Consider the following 15,196-nt stretch of genomic DNA (forward strand, 5'->3'; position numbering starts at 1 on the left):
AGAAAAATTCTGCATAATTCGACCTGTATTGTGTATAAAAGTGTGTAAATTCTAAGCTACCATAAAAGAAAAGGCATATCCCCTGTTTAATCCAGGAAACATGCCTTTGGAATATTTATTCCTCTTCTTCAGTATCTTCAAGATTGTTTTCAGTATCTTCAACGACTGGAATGTGTTGAGCGTTATTGCGTGCAATTTGCTCGATTTCCATAATTGAACGATCGTTATTGATGTAATCAACTAAGTAATTTAGTTGTGCATCTTCTTCTTGAATTAATTCTCTAATATCTGAAATTAAGCTTGTTGTCGTTTCACCAGTAACAATACCATCTGCAGTTAAGCCTTGATCTTCTTGATATGCACTTACAGCATTGGTCAAGTTAGAATCAAATTTATTGGTGAAGTCAGAGATATCATAACCGAGTGCGTCTAAGGCAACTTTTATTGACAGTACCTTGTCGTTCTCTTGGTTCTCACTAAAGACTTCATCCTCACTTAAGAGTTCTATTCTATAGTGATCCGGTGTAATTAGGTTGATGTCAGGTTCTATACCTTTATCTTGAACCCAAGTCTTATTCGGTGTTAACCATTTGGTGTTTGTATATTTAAGCATAGAGTTATCTTTGAACTCACTTGTTCTTTGAACAACACCCTTACCGAATGAAGTCGTTCCTGCGATTTTAACATCAGTTAAATCATCTAAGGCACCTGTAAATACTTCTGAAGCACTTGCAGAACCTTCATTTATTAAGATGTAAACTTCGTCAAATTTTTCAGCATTTGGATTTTTTTCATTTTCTGTTAGCAGTTCTTGTTGGTTACCTTCATTATCTTCTAGATAAAGTGCATTTGTATCAGGGCCAACAAATTGATTGATGAGTGTGACTGCTTCATTTAAGAGTCCACCTGGATTGTAACGGAAGTCAATAATCAATTCTTTTACACCGTCATCTGCAGCCTTATTAAAGTGTGTTTCAAATTCTTCTGTTGTACCTTGTTGGAAACGGTTGACTGAAATATGACCGACACCATCTACTTCTTCATAAGTCACACTATCGATATGAATCGTATCTCGCGTGATAGTAACATCGCTTGGACTACTGTTCCCTCTCTGGATAGTAATCGTCACGTCTGTACCTTTTTCACCACGGATAAGTTGAACTGTTTCGGTCGTCGTCATGCCTTCAGTCGATTCTCCGTCTACACCGACAATCTGATCTCCAGGTTCTAAGCCTGCTTTTTCTGCAGGAGAGCCTTTCATCGGACTAGAAATTAGGATCTTATTTCCTTCTTGCATAATTTCAGCACCGATACCTTCGAAGTCACCTGTAATACTTTCTTCAAATTCTCCGGTCTCATCGATATTCATGTATTCACTGTAGGGATCGTCTAAACCTTCTACCATCCCTCTAATCGATGATTCAATCAGCGCGTCTTTATCGACATCTTCGTAGTAGTTTTCAGTTAAAGTATCATACACATTATAAAGTTTAGCAAACTCAGTTCTTGTGTCTGTCCCTACGTTCACTGCTCGCTCTTGATTATTAGATATAGAAACAGCAGTAATGACGACAGAAATAATAATTGTCGTCAATATAATAACGATAAACCAGAATATATTTATTTTTATAGAGCGGTTCTTGTGACCCTGACCTCCATTTTCTTTTTCTTCTGTCAACTTATGCACCTAATTTCTACCTGTATATTACTCCATATAATAACAGTTTATCACTTTAAATAAAAGAAAAGAACAGTGAATGTGATATCCACTGTTCTAATTATGCTTAGATAAATTGTATTGCTGAGTCAAGTGCAACTTCAATCATATCATTGAAAGTTGTTTGTCTTTCTTCAGCAGTTGTTACTTCACCAGTAATTAAGTGGTCAGAAATTGTCAAAATAGCAAGTGCTTTAGCATTGTATTCTTGGGCAATTGTAAATAGTGCTGCAGATTCCATTTCTACTGCTAAGACACCATAGTCTGCTAATTGCTTAGTATCTGTTTTTCTATCGTAGAATGAATCAGCTGTATAAACATTACCAACTTTAACATCTAGACCACGTTTTTTTGCTTCGTTGTAGCTCGTTAAGAGTAAATCGAAGTCAGAAGTTGGCGCGTAGTTGACATTACCAAAAAGTTTAGCATTTTGGTAAGAATCTGTTGTCGCACTCTGTGCAATAACAACGTCACGAACTTTAACCTCTTCTTTTAAAGCTCCAGCAGTACCGACGCGAATTAAGTTCTTAACGCCGTATTCTCTCATGAGCTCATGAATGTAGATTGAAATTGAAGGGACACCCATTCCTGTACCTTGTACAGAAATTCTCTTACCTTTATAAGTCCCTGTATAACCAAACATATTACGTACTTCGTTGTAGCAAACTACGTCTTCTAAAAATGTTTCTGCAATGTACTTGGCACGTAGTGGGTCACCTGGTAAAAGGATCGTATCAGCAATGTCGCCTTGTTTTGCATTAATGTGAATACTCATCAATTCATCTCCTTATGACTTTAACCATTCTTTATAATCCGAAAAAGTATCATCGAACGTATCTAATGATATATTAAGGTATGGGTTCTTTTCAAGATAATCTGAAATTTTATCATAATCTGTTTCGTATTTCGGAAAAGACATGTCGTCAACAATATGATGGGCAAGCTGGCCTTCTTGATCTTTACTGCCGAGTCTTGTCTTCATATATTGATAATAAGAACGTTCTTTCATCTAGTCACGCGCCTCTAAAATACTGATATACTCTTCATAACCTTGATCTTTCATCTCGCTTTTTGGAATGAAGTCAATCGCAGCAGAGTTAATGCAGTAGCGTAGGCCACCTGTTTCTGGTGGCCCATCTGGGAAGACGTGACCGAGGTGTGAATCAGAGCTTTCACTTCTGACTTCAGTACGTCTCATACCAAATGAAGTATCGACGTGTTCTGATACATCGCCCTCAGCAAGTGATTTAGAGAATGACGGCCAACCGCATGATGAATCAAATTTGTCTTTAGAAGTGAATAGTGGCTTACCACTTAATTTATCGACGTAAATTCCCTCTTCAAAATGCTTCCAGTACTCGTTTTCAAACGGTGCTTCTGTACCATTTTCTTTCATGACTTGTCTTTCTAGATCAGTAAGTTCTTCTACAGTTTTTCTTGTCATTATTGTTCCCCCCAAGTATTTTCAATGAATCCTTGACGACCTGAGCCTTTATAATAAGCCTTATAGTGACCTGCATTTTTCTTATAGAAGTCTTGGTGTTCTTCTTCAGCAGGATAAAAATTCTTGTACGGCAGTACTGGTGTAATAATCGGTGCATTAAAGACTTCTTTTTCTTCTAGTTCATTAATGACTGATTCAGCAATTTCTTTTTGCTCATCATTATGATAAAAAATTGCAGGCATATACTGCGGTCCACGGTCACCGAATTGACCGCCATTATCTGTTGGATCAAAAGTTTTAAAAAAGATTTCTAAGATTTCTCTATAGGATATTACATTTTCATCAAAATCAATTTGTACAGCTTCTACATGTTTTGTTGTCCCTGTTGAAACCAATTCATATGATGGATTTTCTTCATCACCGTTAGAGTATCCTGATACTATTTCCTTAATGCCATCCCATTGATCGAATGGTTTGACTAAACACCAGAAGCATCCTCCGGCAAGTGTCGCTGTTGACATAAAAATTCCTCCTAGAATATGTTGTTAATAGAAAAGTACCACGCATTGTTTTCGTAGTCTATCTTATCGACTTGAAGTCCAATACCAAAATATTGTTCGAATAGTCCACTTTCGATGACGATGGCTTTTTCATTTTCTTTCATGGTGATACCTTCAGGTAAATCTGTAAAGGTTCTTAAGGCAGTGTAAAGGGTATCTTCACTCAGTGGCAGATTAGCTAAGTTTAAATCCGACAAGGGAATGATAATGTTATCCCCATCAACGACTGGTTTACCTTGGACGCTAGATTTAACCTTAATCCCTAAGACAGTTTGTTCAATATTAACTCTGACACCCTCTTCATTCACACTCACTTTAAATTCTTCATAAGGTAAATTGTCGTTAATCAGAGTCTCAATAGTAGTATTTGGCAAGATAAAAGGTAAGGCTTGTTCTTCTTTACTTGTCTTATCATCATAATTGACTGTTTCATAACTTGGGTTAGTAAATGAAATAATCAATAAGATGACTAAAATATTAAAAGCTAAAAGTATGCAGAACAAGATTTGCCATATATGATTTTTTAAAAAATTCATCATGACCTTCTAACTAATTTATAGAATGTGTGTGGGTATTTATTTTTATCGTCGACTTGACCAGAGACTTTTTCAACAATATCCCAGTCGCTTAAGTCGTATTCTGGGAAAAAAGTATCGCCGCCAAAATGTTCATCAATATAAGTGATGTACATCGTATCAACAAGATGCATCGTCTGTTCATAGATCGTCGCCCCACCGAAGATAAAGACCTCACCTTCTAGAGACTTAATGTCTTCAATATTATGAATGACTGTCGCATCTGGTTTTTCATATGACGTGTTAGACGTTAAGACTACATTTTTTCGATTAGGTAGTGCCTTTTTTAAAGTATCGAAAGTCTTACGTCCCATGACAATTGTTTGTCCTGTTGTGAGTGTCTTAACATGTTTTAAATCATTGGGTAAATGCCAAGGCATATCTCCATTATAACCAATTACAAATTGACGAGCATGTGCAACAATTAAAGAAACCATGATGTCCTCCTTAGACTGCAATCGGTGCTTTGATTGCTGGATGTGATTGATAATCGATAATCTCTAAATCTTCATATTCTAAGTCAAAGATTGATTTGTCTGATTTAATTTTTAGCTGTGGTGGTGCAAAGCTATCTCTACTTAACTGAGTATTTACAGCATCGAAGTGATTAGAATAAATGTGGGCATCCCCTATTGTATGCACAAATTCTCCTACTTCATAGCCACATTCTCTTGCCACCAGTGCCAGTAAAAGGCTATAGCTTGCGATGTTGAAAGGAATACCTAAAAAGACATCGCCACTTCTTTGGTAGAGCTGTAAACTCAACTTATTATCTGCTACATAAAACTGAAAGAGTGTATGGCATGGTGGTAAGGCCATTCCTTCTATTTCTGCAGGATTCCAAGCACTGACGATATGTCGGCGGGAGTCAGGATTGTTTTTTAAGCCGTCGATTAAGTTTTTAATCTGATCAATGACTTGACCATCCGGACCCGCCCAGTGTCTCCACTGGCGACCGTAGACATTACCTAAAGTGCCATATTTTTTTGCAAAAGCATCGTCATTTAGGATGTTTTCTTTGAATTTTGCCATCTCTTGATCGTACTCTTTTTTAAAGTCCTGATCGGTAAGCGAGCGGTGACCAAAGTCAGTCATGTCCACCCCATGGTAATCTTCTGACTCGACGTATTTTTTAAAGGCCCATTCATTCCATATATTATTATTATAAGTTAAGAGATATCTAATATTAGTATCCCCTCTTAAAAACCATATCAATTCGGTTGCAATAAGTTTGAAGGACACTTTTTTCGTGGTTAATAAGGGAAAACCGTCCTGTAAATCAAAACGCATCTGGTGACCAAAGATAGATTTTGTTCCCGTATTGGTACGATCTGTTTTATCGATTCCGTCTTTAAGAATCTTTTTAGCGAGGTCATGATAGCTCTGATCAAATGAATTCATGAAAACCACCCTTTCATTTTCTAGATATATTCTATATAATTAAAGTAATCAATAATGAAAAATAAGATATGGAGTGCTGCACATGGAAATTTTATTTACAATTGGCCTGTCTTTATTAGCATTATACATGATTAGTATGTGCATTTACGAGTAAGTAGATGAATACGCCGACTGAAATATTCAGTCGGCGTATTTTTTTATGCACAGTAGTTATCAAAGTTATCTTTAATATCTGCCATAATTGCTTCTATTTCTCTATTCTCAATATCTTCTCGACCTAAGAAAGCAACAAGTGTTTGACCTTTAAACAGTGCCATTGAAGGGCTTGATGGTGCACGGTCAATATATTCTCTCATGGCTTCTGTCGCTGGTCTTTCCTGGCCGGCAAAAACTGTTGCTAGACGGTCCGGTTTAATTGGGTTTTGACTAGCCACAGTGACTGCTGCTGGTCTTGCCAGTCCGGCAGCACAACCACATACACTATTGATAACAACAAAGGTCGTTGTCTCGTCAGTCGCCTCTTTCATATAGTTATGAACCGCTTCTTCGTCGAGTAACTCCTCAAAATTATATGTTGTTAACTCTCGTCTCATCGGTTCAGCAATTTCTTTCATATACGCTTGATAAGCATCCATTCTTATCGCTCCCTATATTGCATTTGTTTCCATACGCTTCCGAGTGCTTCTTCACCTTGTTCAATACGAGTAATTGCCATCTCTATTTGAAGACGAACGTCATATTGAGGTTCATCAAGATGTGCTCTTAATACTTCAAGGCTAGATTCATCACCAGATTCGTATATAAACATTGCCGCTCTCCAACGGATAATTGGACTTTTATCGTCGAGCGCTTGGTGCATATCTTCTAAACCTTCTTTAAAGCCAAGGTCACTATATGCATCCGCAGCGGTTCGCCTAACTGGAATTGCTCTATCTTTTAAGGCTTCCTTTAAATAAGGGAGTGTAGACTTTTCTTCAATCAAGGATAGTAAGCTGACTGCCATACGTCTGACTTGTAGTTTTTCATCGGTCATTGCGTATGATAAAAAGTCATAATCACTCTCATCTGGATTATCGTAATGATCCAGCATATAAAGACGCTCTTTCCAATCAGTGGCATTTTTAAAGTCCTCTAATGATACTTTATAATACTTTTTAGCTTCTGGCTGTTTTTTTGCTTTAGCCTGGCTGACTAAATGATCTAAAGCAGTCTTTGGATAAAGCGCATCAAACTCTTCTAAGAGTTCCTTCATGACGTCTTCTACTTGACCATAACGAACTGAAAGATCTTGCCACTTTCTACTGAAGATAATATTATCCGTTTCTAAAGTCGCATCAGAGACTGCCTGAACAAAGCGGTCGCCTAATTGCGCTCTATGTTCTGTACCATCATTGAGTTTTAACTGATAGGGAATATCTTTAAAAGTTAGCACCTGAGCACTTACTTCACCGAAGTTCGACTCAGGTTTTACGCTTTTTTTGGATCATCAGCCTGTCCTTGATCAAACACGGCTTCAATCTGTGGGATTAAACTATCCCAGTCTGCCTTAGATGATTTATCAACTGAGATAAAGTCTAAAGCATGAAAGACACTAGTGACATCTTCTAATTCTAATACACGTGCAATGAAAGCAGGTGTCTCTTCTGTAATTTCCTTATAAGTAGAAGATTTCATATCTTCTTTTGCCTCATTGACTGTAATCTTCATTGTATTTGGACTTGGTGTAGGTTCTATTCTTTCAATTTTCATGTTATTGCCTCCGGTTATAGTTTATTGCCCTGCATTTTCATTTCAATACCAACTGAACACTCTGTTATACAAAACGTATGTGCACTAGTTTTACTGCCTTCTAAACGATTTCTTTCTTTTAAGAGGCAGCCTCGACAATATTTCTTTTCTAAATAATTTATTTTTTCAAGTGCTTCTGTATTCATTATCATACCTCTTTTATAAGCGCTCTTACTCACCCATTATAAACTGTTTCGCTCTTTATATAAACGGTCTTTTGCCAGCCTGTCTGCCCCTTTGTTTTTCTTACGAGGGGTATGACTGACGAGTAGCATACTATAAGACTGACTTAAATTTTGAATCCTGTCAAAGTATGACTTATAGATCCCCTTTTTAACAAAACCCTTATTAAAGCTATCAGCAATTAATTTAGAGTCGGTGTAGACAATCAGGGAGTTGAGTTTTAAACGGTTCGCTTCCTCTATACCAAATTCAAAAGTCGCCCACTCCGCTTCATGGTTGTCCATTATTCCTAAAAATGTGGAAGCTTCATAAGTTGCATCATCCGTCTTAATTAAGACACCACCGGCAGCAAGTTTTGGTTCGATGCTTGCTGCTGCATCTATATACATAATTGCCATTAAGACAAACTCACACTATCTAAATATTTTCGAGCGATGTTTAAGTCGTAGTCCTCTAAAACTTGTTGAGCGTGATTTTTATCATAGGTGAAAACTGAATTGTCTTTAAGGGCGTCCATTTTTAAAGGCACATCCGTAATAATTTTAGCCAATTTTAAAGACATCTTAAGGGATTCCATATCTGTATTAATCTTGTCCTGCATCTTAGGTGTTAAGGTCGATAAATTATTTAAGAGCATATCAATTGAACCGTGGCTTTGAATAAGTTTTAAAGCCGTCTTTTCTCCGATACCAGTCACTCCTGTATAGCCATCACTTGAATCGCCCATTAAAGCCTTAACGTCGATAAATTGACTAGGTGTAATTCCGTACTGGTTAATAAAAGTTTCTAAATTATAATGATGGTATTCTGTATAGCCTTTTTTGGTTAACCATAATTGGTTATGATCATTAATCAATTGTAGAAGGTCTCGGTCTCCACTGACTATGATCAGATCATCTATTTCCTTAGAGACTGTGCCAATCACGTCATCCGCTTCATAGCCAATCACACCTTCTTGATGAAAGCCTAAGTCATGCATCACTTGTTTGACCATATCAAATTGTGGTGTCATTTCTTCAGGTGGTGCGAGACGGTTCGCTTTATAGCCTTCAAACCAATCATTTCGCACAGATTTTGAACCCATGTCCCAGGCGATAACCACATTTTTCGCTTTCGTTAATTCTAAAAGTTTAAATGTGTGTCTAATCATGCCTTGGACTCCGTTTGTTGGTATATCATACTTATTGTACATAAATTGATTGCGAAAACTGGTCGCAAAAAAATGTCTAAATAAGAGTGCCATTCCATCTATAATCAAAGTTTGATTTGTCATGCCACTACTCCTTAATGTCTTTTAGTTCTTGATATAGTACTTTATCTTTTTCATAATCTTCTTGAGATATTTCTTTTAAAGGCACTTGTAGGCTTCTTTGTAATTCATCTTTGTCCGCTTCAAGTGATTGATCCTGTGTCTTAAGATAGTCATGAATTAAATCTTCGAGCTGACTTTGTAAGAGAGATATATCTATCGTTTGAATTAGCGATTGAGATAAGTCTAATAAAGCATCTCTAAAGACTTTTGGTTTATTGATCGCCTTGTTTAAAGTCTTATCATAATTCGTTAAGACACTTGCATCAATCTCAAGCTGAGCTTCTTTATGAGTACTTTTCTCTATAGTGAAATGATTTGCTAAACTTGCTTGGCTGATTTTTTCATTTAGCGTGGTGAGTGTTTGAGTGACTTCACTATCCGCCTGACGATAAACCGCATTAAAAGCAATATTAGCTTCAAGAGTTAAGTAATCATTAATTTTACGTTCAAGTAAAGATAGATTGTCTTTAATGTAAGCTTTATCTTTCATATCAGACACTGTCAGTAAACCTTTTAAATAGTCGTAAAGCTGTAGATCTAAACGCTTAGGTAAATAAGTTAAAATAATATCTAGTTCTGAATTTAGGGTGTCTTGTAAATTATTTAAGTTAAATGTTGTAAGAAACTCTTGTAAATCTTGTCTGTCATTAATAATCTTTTGTCTTTCTTGTCCACTATCCTCAAACTGTCTCATATTACTTTCTATGTTAGAGAGTAATTGGTCTTTTAATTCCTTGAGCGATTTAATTTGAACAGCCCGTGCTTCTTCTTTAGCGAGTTTCATAATGTTCTCTTTTGCTAAATCAAAGCCTTGATCTGAAGAGGTTAAGGCTTTTTTACTAGATACAGGATAAATGACATGCTTAATGCCAAGCTTATCAAGAGACGATGCCATATAGTTAATGACCTTGTTTTTATCGTCTTCTGACCTCATTAAATCGACAGCATTGATAATAAAGATGATTGGGAAGTCCTGACCTTTAATAGATTGTATATATTTTAAGAATGTTTCATCAGAACGAGAAAATACGTGATTATAGTAAGATACATATATGATCATATCACTCGATGCGATAATGTCACTCGTCTCTGAAGTATGTCTTTGGTTAATAGAATTAATACCTGGTGAATCAATCAAGGTATAGGATTCCGTCAGTTTATTTTTTATTGAAACATCTGCCTTATGGACAAAAGTTGCATCTTCATCACTCGAAATCATAGAGATCAAGTGGTCCTTGTCGATATCGACTGTTTGTCCAAGTACATCTTGATAGTCTTCATACTTGTTTAATAAGCCAGATAGTAGAGGTTTGTATGTCTCTTCTACCTGATTAATATGTTTTTTAATCCATGACTCATAATCTTTAATTGATGAATAAGAAAGACCGGATAAGGTTTCAAGTACTTCGATTAAATCACTTTCTGATTTGTATATGGCCCGACTCGTCTCTTGATCATTAATTTCTGTAATCGTCGCAGTCGTTGGATTCGGACTTGTAGTTAAGTAGTGTTGTCCAAGTAATGCATTAATAAAAGTTGTTTTACCGGCACTAAAGCCACCAAAAACAGAAATATTTGCTTTACCCGACTCTAAACGGTTAATTTTTTCTGTAAAAATGTTGTGATAGCTGCTGTAAGTCGGCTGATCTTTAAGTAATGAAACAACTTCTTTATAGCTTTGAAGAGATTGACTTGATTTGTTAACTGTAAAAATATTATGTCTACTTTTCTCTTCTTCAGCTTTTTCACTGTCTTCGACTGATAACTCAATTTCTTCTGTTAAATTAAGTTTATCGATTTCATCATCCATATGAATATAAAGATGTTGATAGTTTTGAGTAGTTAAGGATTCAATGAGTGTTAAGTATTGAGCGGCACTTTCATAGAGCTCTTTTTCAGATGTTAAGGCTGTGTATCCCTGGTTAGAACTACTCTCTTCGACTTTTAATTGTTTGATAAAGTCAGCCGCTTCTTTAGAAATATCCGTCATGAGTTTTGACGATAAGCGGTCGAAGTAATTGGAAATAAAGTTCTTGTTTAAAGATGTAATGGCGTCGTGATTTAAGTTTTCATTATGCCAAATATACTTATAAGGTGGACCAATTAAACCGAGACTTGTATAAAGACTATTAACATTAGCATTGATTTCAGTATCTAGCACCGGTTGCATGACGTCATTGATTTTTTCCAGTCGTTCATTTTTAAGTTGTGCTTCTTTTTTCTTCTTACCGAATAGTCCAGACACTTTTTCATCCCCAGAAAGGACTTTTAAATAATCCGTAATGGCACTCTTAACTTGATGCGGGAAAATATAAGCATCTTTAACCAACTTTTTCACTTGTTCTTTAATATAAGACTCTAGTTCTTCTGGATCTTGACGAATAGAAGCTGCACGTGCTTCCTTAAGTTCCTTATCTAGGTAGGAAATTCTTTCTTGGCATTTCTCTATACTTAATGGATGCTCGAGCTTTAAGTCCTCTTCTAAAGCGTCGACTTGATCTTTAAGATAGGCGAGCTGTTTATCCTCTATATTCTTTCTAATACGCTGATCGTAGAGATTTAGGCGACTTGCTTTCTCTTTTTCAATATTTAAAATAAAGGATTTTAGGTCGTCCACTTGATTGTACTTAGATTCATAAATTGATGTAGTATAGATATCTTCTTCAGCGATCTGCCATGATTTTAAGGTTCTTCTCACTCTTTGTAAAAAAGTATCCATACTGAGCTCATGATCATCATGTTTATCGATTTGATTGATGATTAAGATCAATGGAATATCTAGCTCTGAAATTTCCTTAAGTAGTCTTAAATTATGTTCACTTTCTACGTGGTTGTATTCGACAGTAAAGAAAATAACATCAGAGTTTAGTAAGAAACGATTGGCTGAGTCTTCATGGCTCTGAGTGTTAGAATCAACACCCGGTGTATCTTGAAAGACTGTACCTTCTTTATAGTCATCATGAATAATTTCCATATTGATCGCTTCAATATCTAAATCCTTTGTGTTTAAATGCTTTAAATCATCATAATTATCCACCACAGCATATTGGTATTGATTGATAAAAGCCTCAATTAAGTTCTCATTACTAATTTCTACTGCTACAGTGTTACTGGTTGTTGGAACAGGTGAAGATGGTAGGATATCTCTTTGTAATAAGTGATTGATCAAGCTCGACTTCCCTGCAGAATAATGACCAATAAACGACAGTACTAATTGATTTTTGTATGTTTTTAAAATGGCATGGTCAATTTGGGAGACCAAGACATCGTTATCTGATTTTAATATTTCTTTTTTTAATTTATATAAACGGTTTAAGCTTTTCTCTTTTTCCCCTTGTGTTAACAACTATGCTTTCACTCCCCAGTATTGATAGAAAGTTGTTTCTATATAACCATTGAACAGCTTTCTACGTTTAGTCGCTTTTTTACCGACAATCTGTTCGAATTCTTTATTAGAAGTCATCAAATAAACATTTAGACTTGGATGAGCGTTCATCAGTTGGCCAATTTTTTCATACATTGCCTCAACTGCCTTAGCCTCACCAATACGTTCCCCATAAGGTGGATTGGTAATGAGCTGTGCATTGTCATCTATTTCATTTAAGTCATGTACATCCATAGTATTAAAGATAATATCGTCTTCTAAGCCTACTTCTTCAGCATTTCTACGTGCTATGCGAATCATGTTTGAATCAATGTCTGATGCGTATATTTTTATTTCTTTATCAAAATCGGCTTCATTTTCACATTGTGTGCGAATTTCAGTCCACATGTCTTCAGGAATAATATCCCAAGACTCACTATCGAAAGTACGATTAGAACCCGGTGCAATATTACGTGCGATCATTGCTGCTTCTAAGGCAATGGTGCCTGAGCCCACAAAAGGATCAATTAAAGTGTTATCTCCATTGTAGTTGGCGAGTTTCAACATGCTGGCAGCGAGTGTTTCTTTAATTGGTGCTTCCCCTTGTTCGACTCTGTAACCTCTTTTGTGTAAGGCTTCTCCACTCGTGTCTACAGTTAAAATTGCACGATCCTTTAAGATATTGATATCTATTTTGTAACGCGGGCCATCTTCTGGAAGTTTACCCGTCATTGAAAAGCTTTCTTTAAGATGTTCAACAATTGCTTTTTTAGTAATTCTTTGCACATCTGGCACACTGTATAAAGTTGATTTGTGAGAACGACCAGTGACTGGGAACTCAGCATTAGGTCCGAGGATATCTGAAATCGGTAAAGCTTTGATTTTTTCAAACAGTTCATCAAAAGTCTTAACGGTAAAATCACCTAAGACAATTCGTATTCTATCAACAGTTCTAAGTTTTAAATTTGTTTCGACGATGGTTTGTTCATTACCTTCAAAATAGACCCGGCCGTTTTCTAGAGTCGGCGATAGTCCGAGGGATTCTATTTCATCTGCAACGACGCGTTCTAGGCCCATTGGTGTGTTGACAATAAATTTAAAGTTCATATATAGACTCCTAAAGTTTGATTTGTTTTTATTATAGTATGAAAATCGGCATAAAAAAAGCTCTCCACTTAAGGAGAGCGTCTAGTCCGGTTACTCTGTAAGCCATGTTCTGTCCCGCTGTGCTATAAGCGTGCACTAGTATACACTCGCACATTGGTGATAATCATCTGTCTATATTATTTTACTAATATCTCTCCGTCAGTTGACTTCCTGTTGGAAAGTGCTCCTACCTAATTTGGATTGCTCACTCGAGGGGTTTACCGCGTTCCAACTTCATCATTTCTTTTGAAGCTCGTCTCTGTGGCACTTTATGGTTAATTTACTCATATGCGAACACTTAGAGTATTTCACCGCCGTCAAGATATAAATATCATTGCCCAGACTTATTGTTTCGTCTGGCACGAACACTACGGCCATCTCAGGCCGTGTGAGCATGGACTTTCCTCTATGCATCTAAGTGCATAGCGATTATCCGAGTTACCGTTTGCTTAAATATTATGATTGACTAAGATTGTTTTTCCGCTTTGCCAAATACTTGTTTTTCAAGGTTGGATAGGCGTTTTAAAATGTCGATTTGTTGACTTTGACCACCGTTATTACCAGTACGCGTATTTGTTGCAACTCTAATACGCAAGTCTTCGACTTCTTTTTTCAAACGTGCATTTTCTTCTTCTAACTTTTTAATGTTATTGTTCATGTCTGCCATTTTCTGATAGTCGCTGATAACATCATCGAGAAAACTATCTACTTCGATCGGTTTGAAACCTCTCACTGATTTTTCGAATTCTTTTTCGAAGATATCTTTAGCAGACAGCTTTAGCGTATAGTCACTCATCTTTACACCTCTCAACCATCATATCTATCGTTGACGAAGTCATTGATTTCGTCAAATTGTATTCTTTCAATATTATACTGATTCTTCTCTTGTAATTCAAGCATTAGGCTAAATATATATTTCAAATTTGTTTCAGCCTCACTATCATATACGATTAAACCATAATCCGTATGACTCGTAATAAACTGGTTAATCGCTTTAAACATAGCTGGACTTTCATACTCTCTTTCAAAGATAAAGCGGGCAAAATCAGCATGGGCGATTATATTATTCAATTCTATTTTATGACTGTCGTTATAGCGGTCATCAAAATTATGGAATGGTTTTAAAAGACCGAGTTTAATATCATAATCTGCCTTTAAATCTATGATCTCATTGGCAGCATACATTTCTATACCTGTATAGCCTTGGATGATAAACCACTCAGCCCCTTCTTCAATCAACTGAATAATTTTATCCCTAAGAAAGGCTCTTAGTACTGTGACCTCTTTTTGATCATTTTTAAATATGCCCATTTCGTAATGACGATAGCCTGTAATAAATACATTCATAGTAACCCTTCTACGTTTGCATGATTAATCCACATATTAATATATTTGAATTTTTCATAGTACAGCTTTAAACTAAAACGAGGTATGTGGCAACTCATTAATAGCTCCATCAACTCATCAGACATAGTTTGTCTCACAATAGGAGTCAGACGCTCATCTGTTTTAATTGACTCTAAATGATAAGCGAGTTGTTTGTTGTTGTCGAGAAAAGGTTCAATTTCACTTTTGAAATCGAAATCATAGCCGTCTCTTGCTCGGCTGTAGCGACTGTCGATTTCAGCTAGTAATTCTCGATACTGTTCGAATGTGACTGTGCTTGACAAGTTTGGTCCACCACCTAATAATAATGAAATATTAAT

General features: G+C 36.2%; 19 protein-coding genes and 1 other RNA gene. All 20 read right to left on the bottom strand.

Annotated elements, in window-relative coordinates; genetic code table 11:
- Positions 1–115 precede the first annotated feature (115 nt).
- The 20 genes from JEOSCH030_RS05950 to JEOSCH030_RS06040 all read right to left on the bottom strand — a co-directional run bounded on the left by JEOSCH030_RS05950 (position 116) and on the right by JEOSCH030_RS06040 (position 15,160).
- A complete protein-coding gene (locus JEOSCH030_RS05950; RefSeq protein ID WP_235962233.1) occupies positions 116–1,687 on the bottom strand; it encodes a S41 family peptidase in 1,572 nt (523 codons plus the stop codon).
- A 97-nt stretch (positions 1,688–1,784) separates the two neighbouring features.
- A complete protein-coding gene (gene deoD / locus JEOSCH030_RS05955) occupies positions 1,785–2,492 on the bottom strand; it encodes a purine-nucleoside phosphorylase (RefSeq protein WP_185125714.1) in 708 nt (235 codons plus the stop codon).
- A gap of 12 nt (positions 2,493–2,504) precedes the next feature.
- Positions 2,505–2,726 (bottom strand): YozE family protein, encoded by a 222-nt coding sequence (locus JEOSCH030_RS05960; protein WP_185125715.1) that lies wholly within the window; start codon positions 2,724–2,726, stop codon positions 2,505–2,507.
- A complete protein-coding gene (gene msrB / locus JEOSCH030_RS05965; protein ID WP_185125716.1) occupies positions 2,727–3,161 on the bottom strand; it encodes a peptide-methionine (R)-S-oxide reductase MsrB in 435 nt (144 codons plus the stop codon).
- On the bottom strand, positions 3,161–3,682 hold the full coding sequence (msrA, locus tag JEOSCH030_RS05970) for a peptide-methionine (S)-S-oxide reductase MsrA (protein WP_185125717.1): 522 nt from the start codon (positions 3,680–3,682) through the stop codon (positions 3,161–3,163). Before msrA ends, msrB begins: the two co-directional genes overlap by 1 nt.
- Positions 3,683–3,693: 11 nt before the next feature.
- Positions 3,694–4,257, bottom strand: a complete 564-nt coding sequence (locus tag JEOSCH030_RS05975; protein ID WP_185125718.1) for a DUF2140 family protein — start codon at positions 4,255–4,257, stop codon at positions 3,694–3,696.
- Complete coding sequence (locus JEOSCH030_RS05980) at positions 4,257–4,736, bottom strand: dihydrofolate reductase (protein ID WP_185126529.1); 480 nt, start codon at positions 4,734–4,736, stop codon at positions 4,257–4,259. The genes JEOSCH030_RS05975 and JEOSCH030_RS05980 overlap by 1 nt, the downstream gene beginning before the upstream one ends.
- 7 nt (positions 4,737–4,743) lie before the next feature.
- Positions 4,744–5,697, bottom strand: coding sequence for a thymidylate synthase (locus tag JEOSCH030_RS05985; protein ID WP_185125719.1), 954 nt, complete (start codon positions 5,695–5,697; stop codon positions 4,744–4,746).
- 197 nt (positions 5,698–5,894) lie between these two features.
- Positions 5,895–6,332, bottom strand: coding sequence for a BrxA/BrxB family bacilliredoxin (locus JEOSCH030_RS05990; RefSeq protein ID WP_185125720.1), 438 nt, complete (start codon positions 6,330–6,332; stop codon positions 5,895–5,897).
- A 2-nt stretch (positions 6,333–6,334) separates the two neighbouring features.
- Positions 6,335–7,129: a virulence factor gene (locus JEOSCH030_RS05995; RefSeq protein ID WP_235962234.1), complete on the bottom strand. Its 795-nt coding sequence runs from the start codon at positions 7,127–7,129 to the stop codon at positions 6,335–6,337.
- A 35-nt stretch (positions 7,130–7,164) separates the two neighbouring features.
- Positions 7,165–7,446 (bottom strand): NifU N-terminal domain-containing protein, encoded by a 282-nt coding sequence (locus JEOSCH030_RS10860; RefSeq protein ID WP_235962235.1) that lies wholly within the window; start codon positions 7,444–7,446, stop codon positions 7,165–7,167.
- 14 nt (positions 7,447–7,460) lie between these two features.
- Positions 7,461–7,631, bottom strand: a complete 171-nt coding sequence (locus JEOSCH030_RS06000; RefSeq protein WP_185125721.1) for a zinc-finger domain-containing protein — start codon at positions 7,629–7,631, stop codon at positions 7,461–7,463.
- 36 nt (positions 7,632–7,667) lie between these two features.
- On the bottom strand, positions 7,668–8,066 hold the full coding sequence (locus JEOSCH030_RS06005; RefSeq protein ID WP_185125722.1) for a ribonuclease HI family protein: 399 nt from the start codon (positions 8,064–8,066) through the stop codon (positions 7,668–7,670).
- Positions 8,066–8,941: a 5'-3' exonuclease gene (locus JEOSCH030_RS06010; RefSeq protein WP_185125723.1), complete on the bottom strand. Its 876-nt coding sequence runs from the start codon at positions 8,939–8,941 to the stop codon at positions 8,066–8,068. The genes JEOSCH030_RS06005 and JEOSCH030_RS06010 overlap by 1 nt, the downstream gene beginning before the upstream one ends.
- A 4-nt stretch (positions 8,942–8,945) precedes the next feature.
- On the bottom strand, positions 8,946–12,326 hold the full coding sequence (locus tag JEOSCH030_RS06015; RefSeq protein ID WP_185125724.1) for a dynamin family protein: 3,381 nt from the start codon (positions 12,324–12,326) through the stop codon (positions 8,946–8,948).
- Positions 12,327–13,451 carry a THUMP domain-containing class I SAM-dependent RNA methyltransferase gene (locus JEOSCH030_RS06020; RefSeq protein ID WP_185125725.1) on the bottom strand — a complete coding sequence of 375 codons (1,125 nt, stop codon included), beginning with the start codon at positions 13,449–13,451 and terminating at the stop codon, positions 12,327–12,329.
- A 93-nt stretch (positions 13,452–13,544) separates the two neighbouring features.
- Positions 13,545–13,931, bottom strand: an RNA gene (gene rnpB, locus JEOSCH030_RS06025) — RNase P RNA component class B.
- Positions 13,932–13,956: 25 nt separating this feature from the next.
- Positions 13,957–14,286: a cell division regulator GpsB gene (gpsB, locus tag JEOSCH030_RS06030; protein WP_185125726.1), complete on the bottom strand. Its 330-nt coding sequence runs from the start codon at positions 14,284–14,286 to the stop codon at positions 13,957–13,959.
- A gap of 11 nt (positions 14,287–14,297) precedes the next feature.
- A complete protein-coding gene (locus JEOSCH030_RS06035) occupies positions 14,298–14,837 on the bottom strand; it encodes an SLOG family protein (RefSeq protein ID WP_185125727.1) in 540 nt (179 codons plus the stop codon).
- A complete protein-coding gene (locus JEOSCH030_RS06040; protein WP_185125728.1) occupies positions 14,834–15,160 on the bottom strand; it encodes a DUF1798 family protein in 327 nt (108 codons plus the stop codon). Before JEOSCH030_RS06040 ends, JEOSCH030_RS06035 begins: the two co-directional genes overlap by 4 nt.
- Between the last annotated feature and the right edge of the window lie 36 nt (positions 15,161–15,196).

It is taken from the genome of Jeotgalicoccus meleagridis (assembly GCF_903994045.1).
GTDB lineage: Bacteria > Bacillota > Bacilli > Staphylococcales > Salinicoccaceae > Jeotgalicoccus > Jeotgalicoccus meleagridis.

Bases quoted from the DNA above. Each gene is read 5' to 3' on its own strand.
- JEOSCH030_RS05990 (WP_185125720.1), bottom strand. From the start codon at position 6,332: ATGGATGCTTATCAAGCGTATATGAAAGAAATTGCTGAACCGATGAGA.
- JEOSCH030_RS06005 (WP_185125722.1), bottom strand. From the start codon at position 8,066: ATGGCAATTATGTATATAGATGCAGCAGCAAGCATCGAACCAAAACTT.
- JEOSCH030_RS06020 (WP_185125725.1), bottom strand. From the start codon at position 13,451: ATGAACTTTAAATTTATTGTCAACACACCAATGGGCCTAGAACGCGTC.
- JEOSCH030_RS06010 (WP_185125723.1), bottom strand. From the start codon at position 8,941: ATGACAAATCAAACTTTGATTATAGATGGAATGGCACTCTTATTTAGA.
- gpsB (WP_185125726.1), bottom strand. From the start codon at position 14,286: ATGAGTGACTATACGCTAAAGCTGTCTGCTAAAGATATCTTCGAAAAA.
- JEOSCH030_RS05985 (WP_185125719.1), bottom strand. From the start codon at position 5,697: ATGAATTCATTTGATCAGAGCTATCATGACCTCGCTAAAAAGATTCTT.
- msrA (WP_185125717.1), bottom strand. From the start codon at position 3,682: ATGTCAACAGCGACACTTGCCGGAGGATGCTTCTGGTGTTTAGTCAAA.
- JEOSCH030_RS06035 (WP_185125727.1), bottom strand. From the start codon at position 14,837: ATGAATGTATTTATTACAGGCTATCGTCATTACGAAATGGGCATATTT.
- JEOSCH030_RS05960 (WP_185125715.1), bottom strand. From the start codon at position 2,726: ATGAAAGAACGTTCTTATTATCAATATATGAAGACAAGACTCGGCAGT.
- JEOSCH030_RS05975 (WP_185125718.1), bottom strand. From the start codon at position 4,257: ATGAATTTTTTAAAAAATCATATATGGCAAATCTTGTTCTGCATACTT.
- JEOSCH030_RS06000 (WP_185125721.1), bottom strand. From the start codon at position 7,631: ATGAATACAGAAGCACTTGAAAAAATAAATTATTTAGAAAAGAAATAT.
- deoD (WP_185125714.1), bottom strand. From the start codon at position 2,492: ATGAGTATTCACATTAATGCAAAACAAGGCGACATTGCTGATACGATC.
- msrB (WP_185125716.1), bottom strand. From the start codon at position 3,161: ATGACAAGAAAAACTGTAGAAGAACTTACTGATCTAGAAAGACAAGTC.
- JEOSCH030_RS10860 (WP_235962235.1), bottom strand. From the start codon at position 7,446: ATGAAAATTGAAAGAATAGAACCTACACCAAGTCCAAATACAATGAAG.